The sequence below is a fragment of the Klebsiella sp. TF21-TM genome (assembly GCF_019753495.1).
GTDB lineage: Bacteria > Pseudomonadota > Gammaproteobacteria > Enterobacterales > Enterobacteriaceae > Klebsiella > Klebsiella quasipneumoniae.
On record NZ_JAIJYL010000014.1, the window covers coordinates 111,750 to 130,413 of the forward strand.

Here is an 18,664-nt window from a genome sequence, read left to right on the forward strand (position 1 = left end):
ACCGACTATGACCGACAAAAAATATATCGTTGCGCTTGACCAGGGCACTACCAGCTCCCGGGCCGTTGTGATGGATCATGATGCCAATATCGTCAGCGTCTCCCAGCGAGAATTCGAACAAATTTATCCTAAGCCAGGCTGGGTCGAACACGACCCGATGGAAATCTGGGCGTCCCAAAGCTCGACGCTGGTCGAAGCGCTGGCCAAAGCGGATATCAACTCCGATCAGATCGCGGCCATCGGTATCACCAACCAGCGTGAGACCGTGGTGGTGTGGGAGCGTGAGACCGGCAAACCGATCTATAACGCCATCGTCTGGCAGTGCCGCCGCACCGCAGAGATCTGCGAGCAGCTCAAGCGTGACGGGATGGAGGAGTATATCCGCAAGGCCACTGGCCTGGTGGTGGACCCCTACTTCTCCGGCACCAAGGTGAAATGGATCCTCGACCATGTCGAAGGTTCCCGTGAGCGTGCGAAGCGCGGTGAGCTGCTGTTTGGCACCGTGGACACCTGGCTTATCTGGAAGATGACCCAGGGTCGCGTGCACGTCACCGACTACACCAACGCCTCGCGCACCATGCTGTTCAACATCCACGACCTGGACTGGGACGATAAGATGCTCGACGCGCTGGATATTCCGCGCGCCATGCTGCCGGAAGTGCGCAAGTCGTCCGAAGTGTACGGCCAGACCAACATCGGTGGTAAAGGCGGGACCCGTATTCCTATCGCCGGGATCGCCGGTGACCAGCAGGCGGCCCTGTTCGGCCAGCTGTGCGTCAAGGAAGGGATGGCGAAAAATACCTATGGCACCGGCTGCTTTATGCTGATGAACACCGGCGAAAAAGCGGTGACCTCCACTCACGGTTTGCTGACCACCATCGCCTGCGGTCCGCGCGGCGAGGTGAACTACGCTCTGGAAGGGGCGGTGTTTATGGCTGGCGCCTCCATTCAGTGGCTGCGCGACGAGATGAAGCTCATCAGCGATGCGTTCGACTCCGAGTACTTCGCCACCAAAGTGAAGGACACCAACGGCGTGTATGTCGTGCCCGCGTTCACCGGTCTTGGCGCGCCTTACTGGGACCCGTATGCCCGCGGCGCGATTTTCGGCCTCACCCGCGGCGTGAACTCGAACCACATTATCCGTGCGACGCTGGAGTCCATCGCCTATCAGACCCGCGACGTGCTGGAAGCAATGCAGGCTGACTCCGGTATCCGTCTGCATGCCCTGCGCGTGGACGGCGGCGCGGTGGCCAACAACTTCCTGATGCAGTTCCAGTCCGATATCCTCGGCACCCGTGTGGAGCGTCCGGAAGTGCGCGAAGTCACAGCCCTGGGCGCCGCCTATCTGGCCGGGCTGGCGGTCGGCTTCTGGCAGAACCTTGATGAGCTGCAGGAGAAAGCGGTGATTGAGCGCGAATTCCGCCCGGGCATTGAAACCACCGAGCGCAACTATCGCTACAGCGGCTGGAAGAAAGCGGTGAAACGCGCCCTGGCGTGGGAAGAGCACGACGAAGCGTAAGATTGTTGAGGTATTCCCGGCTGGCGGCGTAAACGCCTTGGCCGGGATACAACCAGCAGGCCGCACACCCCGTAGCCCGGCTAAGCGCAGCGCGAGCCGGGGAGAAGCCGCGCCAACGCATAAATCCCGGGGTATCCCCGGGTTGCGGCGTAAACGCCTTACCCGGGCTACACAGCCCGCAGACCGCATAATCAGGTAGCGCACCGCCTCCGGGTTTTTATCAGCCAAACACCGGCAGCAGCAGAAACAGCTTAATCACCAGCGCGTTGACGATATCGATAAAGAACGCCCCCACCATCGGCACCACCAGGAAGGCCATGTGCGACGGGCCAAAACGGTCGGTAATCGCCTGCATATTGGCAATCGCCGTCGGCGTTGCCCCCAGACCAAACCCACAGTGGCCCGCCGCCAGCACCGCGGCATCGTAGTTTTTGCCCATCATCCGGTAGGTGACGAACACCGCATACAGCGCCATCGCCAACGCCTGGACCGCCAGGATAATAATCATCGGCAGCGCCAGGGAGGCCAACTCCCACAGTTTGAGGCTCATCAGCGCCATGGCGAGGAACAGCGACAGGCTGACGTTGCCCAGCACCGACACCGCGCGATCGAACACCCGATACAACCCCGCCAGCGCCAGGCTGTTGCTAAGGATCACGCCGATAAACAGCACGCAGACGAAGGTCGGCAGCTCAAAGACGCTGCCCGCCAGCAGTTGCGCAACCACCTTGCCCAGCGTCAGACAGATGGCGATCAGGGCGATACTCTCGATCAGCACCAGCGACGTGATCACCCGCCCCACGTCCGGCTTTTCAAAGGCGGTCGGCGCCACCTGATCGTCCGGCGTCCCGTCAGGAGAGGAAGAGTGCTTCACCAGGTAACGCGCCACCGGGCCGCCGATCAGACCGCCGAGCACCAGGCCGAAGGTCGCGCAGGCCATCGCCACCTCCGTGGCATTGGCAAAACCATAGCGCTCAATGAACAGCTTGCTCCACGCCGCGCCGGTGCCGTGGCCGCCGGAAAGGGTGATAGTGCCGGCCAGCAGCCCCATCAGCGGATCCAGCCCCAGCAGCTTCGCCATGCCGATACCGAGAGCGTTCTGCAGCAGCAGCAGACCAACCACCACAATCAGAAAGGTACCCAGCACCTTGCCGCCCGCCCGCAGGCTGGCGAGGTTGGCGTTAAGCCCGATGGTGGCGAAGAACGCCAGCATCAGCGGATCTTTGAGGCTCATATCGAAATCAATTTCGATATCCATACTTTTTTTCAGCACCAGCAGCGCCAGCGCCACCAGCAGACCGCCGGCAACAGGTTCAGGAATGGTGTATTGCTTGAGGAGGGGAACGGTTTGGACGAGTTTTCTGCCGAGTAACAGCACAAGCGTTGCGGCAACGAGCGTCGATAAGGTATCGAGATGAAACATAAAAAGCTCCTTATGGCGCATGATCCATTCACACGCGACGATATTCCTGGTGTCTTTAGCTTCTCATCATGAGGAGTCAGAGGGGGATTTTACGCAGAACGGCGGAAAAAATGACAGAAAAACATATTTTGTATCCTGAATGATGCGATTTAGCATACAAAATGTTAATTATCTCGTTGCGCATATTCACGGCATAAATTTTTATGGGCAAACGCTGGCAAACGTTTGCTTTTGGTCTACAGTCCGATAAAATTCCCGCTTTGCCACCTTGGGATTGCTTGTGATGTCCGTTAACACCGCAGAGTCAGAAAATGCGCAACCGGTTGCGCATAAACCAGCCAGCGAATTAATCTACCGCCTCGAAGATCGCCCACCGCTACCGCAAACCCTGTTCGCCGCCTTCCAGCACCTGCTGGCGATGTTTGTCGCGGTGATCACCCCGGCGCTGTTAATCTGCCAGGCTCTCGGTCTCCCGGCGCAAGATACCCAACATATCATCAGCATGTCGCTGTTCGCCTCGGGCGTGGCCTCCATTATTCAGATCAAAGCCTGGGGCCCGGTCGGTTCCGGACTGCTCTCCATCCAGGGCACCAGCTTCAACTTTGTCGCCCCGCTCATCATGGGCGGCACCGCGCTGAAAACCGGCGGCGCCGACGTCCCGACAATGATGGCCGCCCTGTTCGGCACCCTGATGCTGGCCAGCTGCACGGAAATGGTCCTCTCCCGCGTCCTGCATCTGGCGCGTCGCATCATTACCCCGCTGGTCTCCGGCGTGGTGGTGATGATTATCGGCCTGTCGCTGATTCAGGTCGGATTGACCTCCATCGGCGGCGGCTACGCGGCGATGGCCGACCACACCTTCGGCGCGCCGAAGAACCTGCTGCTGGCGGGCATCGTGCTGGCGCTGATCATCATTCTCAACCGCCAGCGTAATCCCTATTTGCGCATCGCTTCGCTGGTGATTGCCATGGCGGCGGGCTATCTGGCGGCGTGGTTCCTCGATATGCTGCCGGCCAACACCGCCCCGACCAACAGCAGCCTCATCACCGTTCCGACGCCGCTGTACTATGGCCTCGGCATCGACTGGAGCCTGCTGCTGCCGCTGATGCTGGTGTTTATGATCACCTCCCTGGAAACCATCGGCGATATCACCGCCACCTCCGATGTCTCCGAGCAGCCGGTCTCCGGTCCGCTGTATATGAAACGCCTGAAAGGCGGCGTGCTGGCTAACGGCCTCAACTCCTTTGTTTCCGCGGTCTTCAACACCTTCCCGAACTCCTGCTTCGGCCAGAACAACGGCGTGATCCAGCTGACCGGCGTCGCCAGCCGCTACGTCGGCTTTGTGGTAGCGCTGATGCTGATCGTCCTCGGGCTGTTCCCGGCGGTGAGCGGTTTCGTACAGCATATCCCTGAGCCGGTGCTCGGCGGCGCCACGCTGGTGATGTTCGGCACCATCGCCGCGTCCGGCGTGCGCATCGTCTCCCGCGAGCCGCTGAATCGCCGGGCGATCCTGATTATCGCCCTGTCGCTGGCGGTGGGCCTCGGCGTGTCGCAACAGCCGTTGATCCTGCAGTTCGCGCCGGACTGGCTGAAGAATCTGCTTTCCTCCGGCATCGCCGCCGGCGGTATCACGGCGATTGTTCTGAATTTAATTTTCCCGCCGGAAAAAGCCTGATTTAACGCGCCCCCGGTCGTGCCATCGGCCGGGACGCACCCCTGTTGTCCTCCACCGCCTGCTCCGTCACGGAAATAAACCACGCCTGCCTTGAGAAGTGCGCCTAAATCGGGCATAACACGGTTATGTGCATCTCACAGAATGGAAGACCATGAAATTTCTTGGAAAGCTGATTCTCTGGCTGCTAGTCGCTCTGCTGCTCGTCATGGTTGGCGCGTGGTTCCTGCTGCAAACCCACTGGGGCGCCCGCCAGGCCAGCGCCTGGCTCAGCAATGGCACCGGCTGGCAGGTCTCCTTCGATGCGATGGATCATGATTTCTCCTCCCCTCTGCATGTGCAGTTGCAAAACGTCACCTTTGGCCGGGAAGGCAAGCCGGCAACCCTGGTGGCGAAAACGGTCGATATTGGTTTCAGCACCCGCCAGTTTAGCGACCCGCTGCATGCGGATGAGATTGCCCTTAACGACGGCACCCTGAATCTATCCCCCCACTCTGCCGACCTGCCGTTCGCTGCCGACCGGCTGATGTTGCGCAATATGGCTTTCAATAGTCCGGAAACCGGCTGGGCGCTCAGCGCGCAGCGCGTCACCGGCGGCGTCAGCCCATGGGCGCCGGAGGCAGGCAATGTGCTGGGGAAAACGGCGCAGATCCAGATGAGCGCGGGTTCAATGACGCTCAACGGCGTCGAAGCCAGCAACGTCCTGATTCAGGGCAAAATTGATCAGGGCGAGGTCACCCTCTCCACCCTCGGCGCCGATGTCGCCCGCGGCACCTTAACCGGCAATGCGAAACGCAGCGCCGACGGCAGCTGGCTGGTGGATAACCTTCAGCTAAATGAGATCCGACTGCAGAGCGCCGCCTCGCTGGCCGACTTTTTCGCGCCGTTAACCACGGTCCCCTCTCTGCAGATTGGCCGCCTGGATATCACCGACGCCCGCCTGCAGGGGCCGGACTGGGCGGTAACCGACCTCGACCTGAACCTGCGCAACCTGACGCTCAGTCACGGCGGCTGGCAGAGCCAGGACGGCACGCTGTCGATGAATGCCAGCGAATTTATCTACGGCTCGCTGCACTTTTTCGACCCGATCGTGAATGCCGAATTTTCACCCCAGGGTATTGCCCTGCGCCAGTTCTCCTCGCGCTGGGAGGGCGGCATGGTGCGAACCTCCGGCAACTGGCTGCGCGCCGGTAACGCGCTGGTGCTCGACGACACCGCCTTCGCCGGGCTGGAGTACACGCTGCCGGCGAACTGGAAGCCGCTGTGGATGACGCCGCTGCCGGCCTGGCTGCAAAGCCTGACGCTGAAAAAATTCAGCGCCAGCCGCAACCTGATCATCGATGTGGACCCTGCCTTCCCATGGCAAATTACCGCTCTCGATGGCTATGGCGGCGAGCTTCAGCTGGTGAAAAACGGCAGCTGGGGGGTGTGGAACGGTAGTGCGACGCTGAACGCCGCGGCGGCGACTTTTAACCGAATTGACGTGCGCCGCCCTTCACTCAAGCTGAGCGCCACGGCGTCGACGCTCAATATCACTGAGCTCAGCGCGTTCACCGAGCGCGGTATCCTGCAGGCCACCGCCGCGGTATCCCAGCTGCCGCAGCGCCAGGTCAATCTGAGCTTGAACGGCCGCGGCGTGCCGCTGAATATTCTGCAGGCCTGGGGCTGGCCTTCGCTCCCCATCAGCGGGGATGGCAATCTCCAGCTGACCGCCAGCGGCAGCGTGCAGGCCGATGCCCCGCTCAAGCCGACGGTCAACGCACAGCTTAGCGCCGTGAACATGGAGAAACAGCAGGTGGCGCAAACGATGCGCAACGGCGAGGTCAATACCGCCCCCGCCGCGCCAGCGCCCGCTCCCGTCACGCCATAGCGATATCCCATCATCCTCTCCCCCACGGGAGAGGGAAGGCTTCTCAGCAAAAACGCCGCTCTGGCTACGCCCTCTCCCTGTCAGGGAGAGGGTCTGCAGGCATTCTGAAACCTGTGTGCAATAAGCGGCTATCTGTGCCTATTTACCGCTACTGGTTCCCTTCAAATATCAGAGTTGCTATAACCAAAATACTGGAAGTCGATAAAAAACCGCTCCCTGTCCCTACAAAAATATAAAAGGATCAATCATGCCTGAAATACGTCAGCGTATTCTGGAGAATATGCAAAAATTCTCCCGGGCCATGATCGGCGCCGTATTGTTCTTGCCGGTCATTGGCTTAATTCTGGCCCTCAGTTCAGTATTAACTAATCCGACATTAATTGCTGAAACCAGTTTCCTGCACCAGCTTGGGCAGATGCTCGGCGACACCTTTTGGCCTTTATTTGGCAACCTCGGCTTATTATTTTGCGTCGGCATTAGCTATGGTCTGGCAAAAGATAAAAAAACCGAAGTCGCGCTGGTTGCGGTGATGTGCTTCATTATGTTTCTTGGCGCCAACCACTCCTGGCTGGAACACACTCACGGACTCGCCGAAAAAATTAACGGTGAATATTATGGCACCGGGCAAACCCAGCTGCTGGGCTTTGTGGTGGTGGATATGGGCGTTTTCCTTGGCATAATTCTCGGCTGCACCATCGCGTGGGTGCACAATAAAGTCTCTACCATTGACCTGCCCGGCGCGCTGTCGATGTACGGCGGCGCCAAGCTGACGCTGGTGGCGATGACGCCGGTGGTTATCTTCTACGCCATCGCCTTTACCTGGATTTGGCCGTTTATGACCCACGGCATCTCCGCCCTCACCGGCTTTATGAAAAATGCCGGGGTCGCCGGGGTCTTCGTCTATGGTTTCTTTGAAAAATTTCTTATCCCGACCGGCCTGCACCATTTTGTCTGGTCCCCCTTCCAGCTCACCCAGATTGGCGGCACCCTGAACGTGGACGGCCAGGTGGTCTCCGGTACCCAGGCCATTTTCCTCGCCTATATGCGCCACCCGGATCTGACCCCGGTGATGAATGAGGCCCTACGCTTCTCACAGCAAGGGATGACCACTATCTTCGGCCTCGCCGGCGCCTCGCTGGCGTTCTACCACACCGCGAAGCCGGAGAAAAAAGTAATGGCTAAGGCGATTCTGCTGCCGGCGATTATCACCTCCATGCTGACCGGCATCACCGAGCCGATTGAGTTCACCTTTTTGTTTGTCTCGCCGCTGCTGTGGGTGATCCATGCGACGTTAACCGCCGCCTCGCAGGCCATTTGCGACCTCTTCACCGTACGCCCCTGGGGCGCATCGGGCCTGATCGAATTTCTGATCTATAACCTGCCGCTGCCGGTCTCCTTAACGCGCTGGCCGGGATATGTCCTTATCGGGATCGGCCAGTTCGCCGTCTACTACGTGATTTTCCGCACCCTGGTGGTGAAGCTGAATCTGAAAACGCCGGGCCGGGAAGATGACGAGAACGTGAAGCTCTACAGCAAAGCGGAGTACCGCCAGAAAGTCGCGCAGCCGCAGTCGATTACCGATGACATTATCCGCGGCCTCGGGGGCAAGGAGAATATTCTCTCCGTCGATAATTGTTTTACACGTCTGCGCATAGCCGTGCGCGATATGGCGCAAGTTGATGACGCGCAATTAAAAAATACCGGCGCCAACGGCGTGGTGCGCAATCGTAATGAAGTTCAGGTTATTTATGGCGTAAAAGTGGGACAGGTACGTTCCCGGGTTGATAACTGGTTAGCAGAAAATTAATGAGGAGTTTGTATGAAATTAACCGTATTAGGCGGGGGCGGCGTTCGCTCTGCATTTTTAGCGAAATCTCTGGCCTATAATGCTCACCGCATTGGTTTAACGGAGGTGGTTTTTCTCGATAACTCTGCGGATAATCTGGCGATATTCGGCGAAATTGCCCGCTATGTATTTACGACCATTCGCCCGGATATTCATTTCACGACCACCACCGACCCGGTCGCGGCGCTGCAAAACGCCAATTATATTATTACCACCCTGCGGGTCGGCGGCGATGAAAGCCGCATTCGCGACGAGCGCATTGCGCTGCAACATAACACCCTCGGCCAGGAGACCACCGGCGCCGGCGGCTTCGCGATGGCCATGCGCTCGATCCCGGCGATCCTCGACTATTGCCGGCTGATCGAAGCCCATGCCGCCGAAGACGCCATTCTGTTTAACTTTACCAACCCGTCAGGCCTGGTGACGGAAGCGATCGTCAAGTCCGGCTTTAAGCGTCGGGTCTATGGGATCTGCGATGCGCCTTCCGAGCTGATTCGTGAACTGCCGGCGATCCTCGGCTGTGAGGAGCGCGACCTGAGCGTGGAATGCTATGGGCTGAACCATTTCTCCTGGTTTACCCACTTCACCGTGCGCGGGGAAGCGGTGACCGAGCGGCTGATCGCCAGCCCGGCGCTGTACCAGAAGACCGCGATGCAGTACTTCTCACCCGAGCTGGTGCGGCTGTGCGATAACCAGTTACTCAACGAATATCTCTATTATTACTACTATCGCGACGAGGCGCTGAAGGCGATTCAGGGGGCAGGCGAAACGCGCGGGGAGCAGATCGCCCGTATCAATCAGGAGATGCGTCAGGCGCTGCGCACCGTGGATGCCAGAACGCAGCCGGAAGCCGCCTTCAATATCTGGATGCAGCACTACCTGCGCCGGGAAAACAGCTATATGCAGAACGAATCCCGGCAGGAGAAATTTCATACCCGCGAGCCGCTGACGCTGCGGCAGTTTATCGAAGAGCCGGACACCGGCGGCTATGCCGGGGTGGCGCTGGATATTCTGGAAGCGGTGAACAGCACCACCACCAAGCGGATCGTGGTGTCGATCCAGAATAATGGCACGCTCGACTTTTTGCGCCCTGACGACGTGATTGAGATCAGCTGCGACCTGAGCCGGGAGGGCCTCAAGCCGGTCACGCCGACGAAGGTGCCGACGGCGCAGAAGAATATGATTTCCTGCGTGAAAGAGTATGAGCGGCTGGCGGTAGCGGCGATCCTGCAGCAGGATAAGTCGCTGGCGGTGCGGGCGCTGATGGCGCACCCGCTGATCGGTTCCTGGTCGCTGGCGAAAACCCTGGTCGAAGCTTATCTCGACGATAAGCAGTTCGCCGCCTGGCGGTAAATCACTGACCGGACCTGGAGGCGTAGGCCGGGTAAGGCGCAGCCGCCACCCGGCAACATGGCGGCGCGGCGCCTGATATATTGCCCGGCGGCACTGCGCTTAGCGGGGCTAGCTATTGCTACGTGCGCGGGTAAACCACATCTTCAGTAGCCGCTCAAAGCCTAGGATGCAGTAGCCGAAAAACGGGTTGCTCCAGTAAATATCATCGTCGAATTTCTGCGGATCGTGAATGATAAACGCCGTATCCGCAGCCTGCGCCAGCGGGCTCTGATAATCACCGGTAAAGCAGACCAGGTTGATCTCCTTCCCCTCCAGGGCCTTCACCCAGTTGAGCGCCGAGCTGCTGCGCCCGGATTTAGAAATGATCCAGATGGAGTCGAAGCGAGCGGCGTTTTTCTGCTCAAGGATTTCGTAATCCGGCCACAGCGCCAGGCTGGCATTCACCCCAGTGACGAGAAACTTGTTATAAATATACTGGGCAATCAGCTGCGAAAAGCCGCTGCCGTGGATCAGGACGCGCTGCTGCGCGAGGCTTGCCAGCAGCGGCGTCAGCGCCTCCGCCGGCTGAATGCTCATATAGTCGATATCGTTGGTGACATCGAGCTTCGGCATGGTGATATTGAACTTGATGAAATAGACCAGCTCCAGCCAGCCGCTGAACTTAAGCTTTTTCGCCAACCGCACCAGCGAGGAGGGATTACTGTAGCACTGCTCCGCCACGGCGCGGATCCCCTGGCGGATACACAGCTCCGGGTCGTTCTGGATAAAGCGCAGCACGGTCATTTCCGTTTTGCTTAGCTTCACGTCACGAAAGATATTTTCTAAGTCCATGGCGGGCTCCTCTCAGCGGCAGCATACGCTATCACCGTTCAGGAATAGCGTCTGCGGCCTGAGTCACCAGACTGAAATGAATGTTACTTTTTGTGAAAAAATGGAATAAAAAAACCCTCTCCGCCGGAATGAGGGTGAACAAGGCGAGAATAATGGTGAGGGTGGCGCCGTCGCCCATGATGCCGTAGCCAATTTTCTCTTTGACGGACAAAACAGGATCTTTCATATGGGCACAATTCCCTTGGCGGCACCACAGATGGGTACCGGTTACATTTTTTATCAGCCTTTGCCGCAGGAAGATGAATTAGGTCATTATCAGAATATGTTTCATGTATTTTGCGATCGCGTTAGCCTGAAAAGAGTATGAAAAAGTGTAACTCATGGATTTTGAACGGATTTGTCTCAGACTGTTCTGCAAAGTCCAGTTTTAACAGTAAAAAAGTGCGTTCAGGTATGTGGTAAACGGCTGAAAGTAGCTATAATGCGCCCCGCCTCCATGTAGCAATCGAGGCGCGGAAGATCGTCATCTCCGGTGAGGTGGCTGGACTTCAAATCCAGTTGGGGCCGCCAGCGGTCCCGGGCAGGTTCAACTCCTGTGATCTTCCGCCAGTTTGCCTCTGCTCGCCCACAGCCACGCCCAACCAAACTCCAAACTGAGCCGCAAAACCCATCATCCCAGTCAATCATTTTCATCCAAACTCTGCGTTATTTTGTCTCCTGCGAACCCGTTACACTGGCGCAAAGGCCGCGTGCCGTTGCCAACAGAAACAGGAGAGCCATGATGACCCCCGAACTGAGACACTGTTTTTCCATTACCATCCAGGTTGATAAACCGATAATCGTTTCCCGCAGTCCGCAAACCGGCAAGCGCCAGCTGATCCCGATTCTCGGGGGCAGCGTTTCGGGTCAACTTCGCGGCCACGTGCTGCCCGGCGGCGTCGACAGCCAGATTATCGAGCCCGACGGCACGTGCAGGCTATCCGCCCGCTATGCCCTGCAGGTGGAGGAAGGAACGGTGTACGTGGAAAACAACGGTATCCGCCGGGTGCCGGCCCACTATCATGACCAACTGTTCGCCGACGATATGCGCTTTTTTAGCACTATTCCGCCGGAAGATATCTATTTTCGCACCGTCCCCACCTTCGAGGTGGATACCCCCGCGCTCAGCTGGCTAACCACCTCGCTGTTTATCTGTGCTGGCGGGCGTACTCAGGATGGGGTGATGCTCGATTTCTATCAGGTGGGCTGATTTTCACTTTCTGCATATAACTGTTATTGCCGTTAACCCGTTTTTCCCCTCCCGGCACCGGTCTACTATCGCGTCATCGCTTTATTCACCCGATTCACAGACCGGAGCAGTTATGAAAGCTATCGCCATTACTCAAGCCGCCGCTGACGGCGACAATATCCCTTTTTTAACCGAGATCGACCTGCCGGTCCCCTCCGCCCACGGGCGTGACCTGCTGGTTGCCGTGAAGGCGGTCTCGGTCAATCCGGTAGACACCAAAGTGCGCGCCGGCTTCCAGGGCGACACGCCGCGGGTGCTGGGCTGGGACGCCGTTGGCGTGGTGCAGTCCGTCGGCGAGGAAGTGACGCTGTTCGCGCCAGGCGATGAGGTCTGGTACGCCGGCGCCCTGGGCCGGGCCGGCAGCAACAGTGAATATCAGCTGGTGGATGAGCGCCTGGTGGCGCACAAACCGCGCACCCTCGATAACGCCTCCGCCGCCGCGCTGCCGCTGACGGCGATCACCGCCTGGGAGCTGCTGTTTCACCGTCTCGGCGTCACGGAAGGCGGCAACGCGGGCGACACGCTGCTGATCGTCGGCGCGGCGGGCGGCGTGGGCTCGATCCTGACCCAGCTGGCCAGCAAACTGACCGCCATGACGGTGATCGGCACCGCCTCGCGTCCGGAGAGTCAACGGTGGGTCCGCGAGGCGGGCGCGCACCATGTTATCGATCACAGCAAGCCGCTCGCCGACGAGCTGGCGCGTATCGGCATCAACGCGGTGACCCATGTCGCCAGCCTGACCAACACCGACCAGCACTTCAACGCGCTGATTGACGCCCTCGCCCCGCAGGGCAAGCTAGCGCTGATTGATGATCCGGAGACCCTGGACGTGGTGCCGCTGAAAGCCAAAAGCCTCTCCCTGCACTGGGAATTTATGTTCACCCGCTCAATGTTTGAGACGGATGACATGATCGCCCAGCATCAGCTGCTGACCCGCGTGGCGGCCCTGATCGACAACCACACGATCAAAACCACCCTCGGCGAACACTACGGCGCCATCACTGCCGACAATCTGCAGAAAGCGCATCGCCAGCTGGAAACCGGACGCGCGGTGGGCAAGATTGTGCTGGAGGGATTTTAAGATGATAACCCTGCTCGCCGTGCTCAAGGCGAAACCAGGCCAAACGGACGCGCTGCGCCAGGCCCTGCAGAAGCTGCTCCTGCCGACGAGACAGGAGCCGGGCAATCTCGACTACGCGCTGTTCCAGCTGCGCGACGCGCCGGACACTTTCTACATGCGCGAAGCGTGGCGTGGGCAGGACGCCCTTGATGCGCATGTAGAGATGCCCTATTTTCAGGCGTTTGTTACGCAGATGGAGCGTCTGCTGGCTGAGCCGCTGCGGCTGGACTACCTGACGGCGATTGAGCCCTAAGCGGACCAGCAGGTGGGGGGCGACAAATCACGCCCTTCGCCTGCCAGGCTCAAAAATTGGCGGGAAGCGGTTGGGCGATAGTCATCAACACCCCGCGGTGGATAATAATATAACCGCCTTTGCGCAGCTCCGACAGAATCGACATAATGCGGCTACGCGACAGGTTGGTACGCCGCTGGATAAACCTTAATACATTGATCTGTCTACGGTACGTCTCCGAATAGACCGCCAGCTCCATTAACAGGATGCGCACCATCTGGTAAGAGTCCACCCCCAGCAGCTCCCGCTCGCGCATGCTCAACACCATCAACCGCTGCGTCAGGATATGGGCCATCTCCTGCCACAGGTTTTTCTCATTCAGGATATTGACCGCAGCCTGATGCGCTATCCAGCGCCCGCTTAAATCCGTCTCAGCAAACAGAGAACTGTGGCGTATATCCGGGAGTCCGTTAAACACGCCATAATTATCAATTAATCCCAATATAGCCGGGGCGAGGACCGTCGATATCACCAGTTGATTTTCCGCAAAGCAAACTGAAGCCACGCCTTCTTCGAGGAGAATGAAGCCGGATTCGCTTTGGGCCAAGGGAAAATGGTAATAGTTTGACTGCGCCAGTTCAAAAGGGGTGCTGACAGGCCGGAACGCGGATAATAAGGATTCCACCGCAGGTAACGGTTTTGTTCGTCGTCCATAAAAAAAAGAGGGTAATGACCGGGAATTCTGGCCGTTGGCGTCAGGTTTCGACATCGTGTTGTGTCATTAAGTCAGGTTGAAGGGCATGATTTTCAGCGGTAATAGTATCAACACGCGCAATCATGAATAAAAACCAAGTCGTTTCCATAATAAAAAGAGTGTAAGCATTATTATCGGCATAAGCGGTTTACCTCGATTTTCCATCACTAAAAAACAATAATTTTCGTAAATATTTATACGGCTTAGCCGCTTAAATGATAAACCAGCCTTATAAATTGCGGCTCCGGCGACTCGCTCGCTTACGCCGTGCCTGATGCCGCTTTCCCCCTCGCATCTCTCCCAGTCCAGGCTACCCTTATCGATGCCACTGACCACCCGCATCCATCTCCCGCTCTATTCGATCAAGAGGTTTCGCTATGCTGATCAACGCTATAGGTACCTACTCCGCCAGCCAGCCGCTGGAATCAATGGCCATCACCCGCCGCGAACCGGGGCCGCAGGATGTGCAGATCGCCATCGCCTACTGCGGCGTCTGCCACTCCGATCTCCACCAGGCGCGATCGGAATGGGCGGGAACGCTCTATCCCTGCGTGCCGGGGCATGAAATTGTGGGCCGGGTCACTGCGGTCGGCGACGCTGTCTCGCGCTACGCCGTCGGCGATCTGGTGGGCGTCGGCTGCATGGTCGATAGCTGTCAACAGTGCGAGGAGTGCGCTGAGGGGCTGGAGAACTACTGCGACCATATGGTGCTGACCTACAACGGCCCGACCCAGGACGCGCCGGGCCACACCCTGGGCGGCTATTCACAGCAGATCGTGGTTAAAGAACACTACGTGCTGCGGATAACCCATCCCGAAGCGCAGCTGGCCGCCGTCGCGCCGCTGCTGTGCGCCGGGATCACGACGTACTCGCCGCTGCGCCACTGGCACGCCGGGCCGGGTAAAAAAGTCGGCGTGGTCGGCATCGGCGGCCTTGGGCATATGGGAATCAAGTTGGCACACGCCATGGGGGCTCACGTGGTGGCCTTTACCACCTCCGAATCCAAGCGTAATGCGGCCAGAGCGCTGGGCGCCGATGAGGTGGTGGTGTCGCGTAACGAAGACGAAATGGCGGCCCACGTCAAAAGCTTCGATTTCATCCTCAACACCGTGGCGGCGCCGCATAATCTCGATGCCTTCACCACGCTGCTGAAGCGCGATGGCACCATGACGCTGGTGGGCGCTCCGGCCACGCCGCATCCGTCGCCGGAAGTGTTCAATCTGATCATCCGCCGCCGGTCGATTGCCGGGTCGATGATTGGCGGAATCGCAGAAACTCAGGAGATGCTCGACTTCTGCGCTGAACACGGCATCGTCGCCGATATCGAACTGATCCGCGGCGATGAGATCAACGAAGCCTGGGAAAGAATGGTCAAGGGCGATGTGAAATACCGCTTCGTGATCGACAGCGCGACCCTCGCCGGCTAAGCGCCGCGGCGAAAGGTGCGCCGCCATTCGGTCGGACTGACGCCAAAGCGCGCCTTAAACTGCTGACGCCAGGTGACGGCAGAGAGATAACCCACCGCCTCCGCCACCTGCTCAACCGGCAGATCGCCCGCCTCAAGCAGGCTCTGGCTGCGGCGCAGGCGTTCGGCGGTCAGCCAGTCGGTAATGCTCATCCCGGTCGCCCGGGCGAAGTGGCGGGTCAGGCTGCGGCGGCTCATCGCCACCACCCGGGCCAGCGAATCAAGATTATGCGGCTCGGCAATATGCTGCTGCAGATAATCCAGCAGGCAGTTGATTCGCGCATCGCGGGTGTTTTTCGGCACCGGCTGGGCGATGAACTGCGCCTGGCCGCCCTCGCGGTGCGGTGAAACAATCAGCCGCCGGGCGATCTGGTTGGCCGCGAGGCTGCCGAAACGCTGGCGGATGATGTAGAGGCAACAGTCCAGCGCCGCCGCGGTGCCCGCCGAAGTAATGATCCGCTGGTCGTCGACGTACAGGGCGTTGATATCCAGCCGCACCTGCGGAAACCGACGCTGAAAATCCTGCTCAAACTCCCAGTGGGTCGCCGCGCGTTTCCCGTCCAGCAGCCCGGCGTAGCCCAGGACGAACGCGCCGAGGCACAGACCGACGATTTCCGCGCCGTTATTCCGGGCCCGCACCAGGCTATCAAGCAGCGCCTGCGGCGGGCGGCGGTCAACCTCGCCCCAGTAAGGCACCACCACGATATCCGCCTGTTCCAGCACGGCGTAATCGCCGCTGGCGTACAGCGCAAAGCCGTCGCGGGCGCGCAGCAGCCCCGGCCGCTCGGCGCAAATGTGCAGGTTAAAGCGTTTGCTTTCAGAGACCGAATCGCCAAACAGCATGCAGGGAACGGCGTAATGAAACGGGCTAAAGCCCTCTACGGCAACAATCGCCACGTCGGTGAGTTTCATCGTTCCTTCCCCTTGCGCACGTTAATAAACCACGGTTTCCCCATCCTGCGGGATACACACTACCTCGGCTATCTGATTATCCAGCGCATACTGGCGCATCTCTTCCCGGCTCACCAGGCAGTGGTTGACCGCTTCCAGGTGAATCGCCATGATTTTCGCTTCCGGCAGGGTGAAGTGTACGTTCAGGAGATCCTCTTTGCCCATGATAATCGGGCCAAAGCCGATGACGTGGGCGTAGCCGGCGTTGAGGACCACCACGTCCGGGCGCAGCTTCAGCAGGTCGGCTGCAATTTCATCACGCCAGATGGTATCCCCCACCAGCCATAGCGTCTTCTCCTGCGGATGGCGAAACAGCACGCCGCAGGCCTCGCCCAGGCGTTCGGCCATCGCCGGCACCGCGTAGGTGCGATCGCTGCCGTGCTGGCCGGAGGTGGTTTTCAGCAGGCGCACGCCGGCAAATTCGCTGTCTGCCGTCAGCAGGCGGATATCCTGGAAACCCTGGCTGCGCAGCAACGCGCCGTCGGCTTCGTGCTGGACGAACACCGGCAGGGTTTTCGGGATCGCGGCGATCGCCGCCTCGTCCCAGTGATCGTCATGGGTATGGGTGACGATCACCGCGTCAACGTCGATGATTTTATCGCGGGAAAAAGGCAGCGCCACCAGCGGGTTGCGCAGCTCGCTGCGCGCGGTGCCAGGAAAACCCGGCCAGGCGCCCTTGTCCGCCAGCATCGGATCGATCAGAAACTTTTTCCCGGCGTATTCAATAATCTGGGTCGCGTTACGGATATGGGTGATGTTCATGTTGGCGTTCCTCAGGGGGGTGATTTGACGAACATCGTACTGAGTACCAGCCTGGCGCAATAGGGGCATTTGGGCAAGGATCGATGAAATCGGGCCAACCTGCGGCGATTGCTATCCGCCTCCGGCTATGTTGTTCTGAAGGCTCCATTTTTGACAGGAGTGGCAGGATGAAGAAAAAACTGACCGCCGCCGATATGCACGACCCGCAGGTCATCGCCGAGACGCCGTGGTTCAGCATGCGCAAGGTGGGTATTGATATCGCCCCCGGCGAGCGCCGCGACTTTTACGCCATTCACTATCCGCGCCCGGCGGTGGGGATTGTGGCCATTCAGGATGAGAAAGTGCTGCTGATTCGCCACTACCGCTACCTGATCGACAAGGTGGTGTGGGCCATTCCGTCAGGCGGCGTTGACGAAGGGGAAGATCCGGCGGTCGCCGCGCTGCGCGAGCTGCGGGAAGAGACCGGCTGGCAGGCGCAACGCGTCGAGGAGATCATTCGCTTCAACCCCTCCTACGGCAGCAGCGATCAGCTGTTTATCACCTGGCTGGCCACCGGTTTACGCTGGGTGGGGATGGATGCGGATCAGGATGAAGTGATGGAAACCGGCTGGTTTACCTTTGAGGAGATAAACCAGCTGATCGCCCGCGGCGAAATGCCGGACGGGCTGTCGCTGGTGCCGCTGCTGCAATTGATGGCGCAGCCGCGCACCGGGCAGGCTACGGCTTAAGCATCCGCCAGCGGAACCACAGCTGGGCAACCAGGATCAGCACGCCGCCGATAATCTTCTGCAGCGGCAGCTGTTCGCCATACCACAGCGCGGCGGCAATGACCGTCAGCAGCGGTTCGAGCACCATGATGATCGCCGCGCTGGCCACCGCCGCGTACTTCTGCCCCTTCATCTGCAGACCGAAGCGCAGGCTGGTGGCGATGACAATGCTGGCCACCAGCCAGCCGAAGGTCGGCAGGGTCATCGGCTGGTCCCAGCGTTCAACGGCAGCGGAGAGGGTCAACCCGACGATACCAGTGATCGCCAGCTGCACGGTGGTCAGGGGGATCAGCGGTACTTCGCGCGCGCAGCGGCTGGTGTAACAGAACCAGATGGACTGCACCAGCGCCGTCAGCAAAAACCAGCCCTGGCTGGGATGGAAGACTATCGGCATGTGCAGGCTGAGCAGGCCCAGGCCCACCACCGCGATCGGCAGGCACTCCCACCAGGCCCGCGGCGGACGCACCTTCATCATCACCCACGCGGTCAGCGGGACGAACATCATCGACAGGCTCATGATAAACGCCCCTTCGCCGAGCGATGCCGTCGTGGAGACCGAGTAGATCCACAGGCAGAGGTTGAGCGCAAACCATAGCCCGCTGATGATGAGCTTTGGCCAGTGCTGCTTTTGCGGGCGAAACCCGCGGCAAAACGGCAGCAGCAGCAGCGCGGCGAAGAAAAAGCGCAGCCCAAGGAACGCGAATACCGGCATGCCGGCGATCGCCTCGCGGGAAAAAATCCAGCCGCAGGCGGCAATCACCGTCGCGGCAATCAGCAGCAGATCGGCCTGCCGTTGGCGTAACATACGCGC

The 18,664-nt window shown here is 59.4% G+C and carries 17 protein-coding genes and 1 tRNA gene; 11 read left to right on the plus strand and 7 right to left on the minus strand.

Translation table 11 applies throughout. The features are described 5' to 3' along the window. Positions 1–7 precede the first annotated feature (7 nt). Positions 8–1,519 carry a glycerol kinase GlpK gene (glpK, locus tag K5R89_RS15175; protein WP_004873089.1) on the plus strand — a complete coding sequence of 504 codons (1,512 nt, stop codon included), beginning with the start codon at positions 8–10 and terminating at the stop codon, positions 1,517–1,519. Positions 1,520–1,739: 220 nt separating this feature from the next. On the opposite strand, the gene gltS is transcribed toward glpK, so the two are convergent. Next, complete coding sequence (gene gltS, locus K5R89_RS15180) at positions 1,740–2,942, minus strand: sodium/glutamate symporter (protein ID WP_032454381.1); 1,203 nt, start codon at positions 2,940–2,942, stop codon at positions 1,740–1,742. A 283-nt stretch (positions 2,943–3,225) separates the two neighbouring features. Here gltS and K5R89_RS15185 point away from each other — a divergent pair, with 283 nt between their 5' ends. The 4 genes from K5R89_RS15185 to K5R89_RS15200 all read left to right on the plus strand — a co-directional run bounded on the left by K5R89_RS15185 (position 3,226) and on the right by K5R89_RS15200 (position 9,683). Further along, positions 3,226–4,617 (plus strand): NCS2 family protein, encoded by a 1,392-nt coding sequence (locus tag K5R89_RS15185; RefSeq protein WP_004150226.1) that lies wholly within the window; start codon positions 3,226–3,228, stop codon positions 4,615–4,617. Positions 4,618–4,768: 151 nt separating this feature from the next. Continuing rightward, a complete protein-coding gene (locus K5R89_RS15190; protein WP_087827814.1) occupies positions 4,769–6,484 on the plus strand; it encodes an AsmA family protein in 1,716 nt (571 codons plus the stop codon). 247 nt (positions 6,485–6,731) lie between these two features. After that, positions 6,732–8,291 carry a PTS transporter subunit EIIC gene (locus tag K5R89_RS15195; protein ID WP_087827815.1) on the plus strand — a complete coding sequence of 520 codons (1,560 nt, stop codon included), beginning with the start codon at positions 6,732–6,734 and terminating at the stop codon, positions 8,289–8,291. A gap of 12 nt (positions 8,292–8,303) precedes the next feature. Then, positions 8,304–9,683 (plus strand): glycoside hydrolase, encoded by a 1,380-nt coding sequence (locus K5R89_RS15200; RefSeq protein ID WP_048335591.1) that lies wholly within the window; start codon positions 8,304–8,306, stop codon positions 9,681–9,683. Between the two features lie 108 nt (positions 9,684–9,791). Here the strand turns inward: K5R89_RS15200 and K5R89_RS15205 are convergent, their stop codons facing one another. Further along, on the minus strand, positions 9,792–10,514 hold the full coding sequence (locus tag K5R89_RS15205; RefSeq protein ID WP_087827816.1) for a MurR/RpiR family transcriptional regulator: 723 nt from the start codon (positions 10,512–10,514) through the stop codon (positions 9,792–9,794). A 31-nt stretch (positions 10,515–10,545) separates the two neighbouring features. After that, entirely contained in the window at positions 10,546–10,740 is a 195-nt protein-coding gene (locus K5R89_RS15210; RefSeq protein ID WP_087827817.1) for a hypothetical protein, read from the minus strand. A gap of 288 nt (positions 10,741–11,028) precedes the next feature. Here K5R89_RS15210 and K5R89_RS15215 point away from each other — a divergent pair. From K5R89_RS15215 to K5R89_RS15230, 4 genes are all read left to right on the plus strand, one after another. Further along, a tRNA-Sec gene (locus K5R89_RS15215) sits at positions 11,029–11,123 on the plus strand. A 172-nt stretch (positions 11,124–11,295) separates the two neighbouring features. Further along, complete coding sequence (locus K5R89_RS15220; protein ID WP_087827829.1) at positions 11,296–11,763, plus strand: DUF3237 domain-containing protein; 468 nt, start codon at positions 11,296–11,298, stop codon at positions 11,761–11,763. A 112-nt stretch (positions 11,764–11,875) separates the two neighbouring features. Then, positions 11,876–12,883 (plus strand): zinc-binding alcohol dehydrogenase family protein, encoded by a 1,008-nt coding sequence (locus tag K5R89_RS15225; RefSeq protein WP_044525062.1) that lies wholly within the window; start codon positions 11,876–11,878, stop codon positions 12,881–12,883. A 1-nt stretch (position 12,884) separates the two neighbouring features. Beyond that, entirely contained in the window at positions 12,885–13,175 is a 291-nt protein-coding gene (locus K5R89_RS15230) for a putative quinol monooxygenase (RefSeq protein WP_023291393.1), read from the plus strand. 49 nt (positions 13,176–13,224) lie between these two features. On the opposite strand, the gene K5R89_RS15235 is transcribed toward K5R89_RS15230, so the two are convergent. Next, a complete protein-coding gene (locus tag K5R89_RS15235) occupies positions 13,225–13,923 on the minus strand; it encodes a winged helix-turn-helix transcriptional regulator (RefSeq protein ID WP_044525063.1) in 699 nt (232 codons plus the stop codon). 362 nt (positions 13,924–14,285) lie between these two features. Here K5R89_RS15235 and K5R89_RS15240 point away from each other — a divergent pair, with 362 nt between their 5' ends. Then, on the plus strand, positions 14,286–15,335 hold the full coding sequence (locus K5R89_RS15240; protein WP_044525064.1) for an NAD(P)-dependent alcohol dehydrogenase: 1,050 nt from the start codon (positions 14,286–14,288) through the stop codon (positions 15,333–15,335). Here the strand turns inward: K5R89_RS15240 and K5R89_RS15245 are convergent. Together K5R89_RS15245 and K5R89_RS15250 are read right to left on the minus strand one after the other, a co-directional pair. Next, positions 15,332–16,285 (minus strand): GlxA family transcriptional regulator, encoded by a 954-nt coding sequence (locus K5R89_RS15245; protein ID WP_023291396.1) that lies wholly within the window; start codon positions 16,283–16,285, stop codon positions 15,332–15,334. The two genes, K5R89_RS15240 and K5R89_RS15245, sit on opposite strands and share 4 nt — an antisense overlap. Positions 16,286–16,306: 21 nt before the next feature. Then, on the minus strand, positions 16,307–17,086 hold the full coding sequence (locus tag K5R89_RS15250; RefSeq protein WP_023291397.1) for an MBL fold metallo-hydrolase: 780 nt from the start codon (positions 17,084–17,086) through the stop codon (positions 16,307–16,309). A 167-nt stretch (positions 17,087–17,253) separates the two neighbouring features. Between K5R89_RS15250 and K5R89_RS15255 the strand changes: the two genes are divergently transcribed. Continuing rightward, entirely contained in the window at positions 17,254–17,814 is a 561-nt protein-coding gene (locus tag K5R89_RS15255; protein ID WP_044525065.1) for an NUDIX hydrolase, read from the plus strand. Here the strand turns inward: K5R89_RS15255 and K5R89_RS15260 are convergent. Further along, a complete protein-coding gene (locus K5R89_RS15260) occupies positions 17,804–18,658 on the minus strand; it encodes a DMT family transporter (RefSeq protein ID WP_087827818.1) in 855 nt (284 codons plus the stop codon). The genes K5R89_RS15255 and K5R89_RS15260 overlap by 11 nt on opposite strands. Positions 18,659–18,664 lie beyond the last annotated feature (6 nt).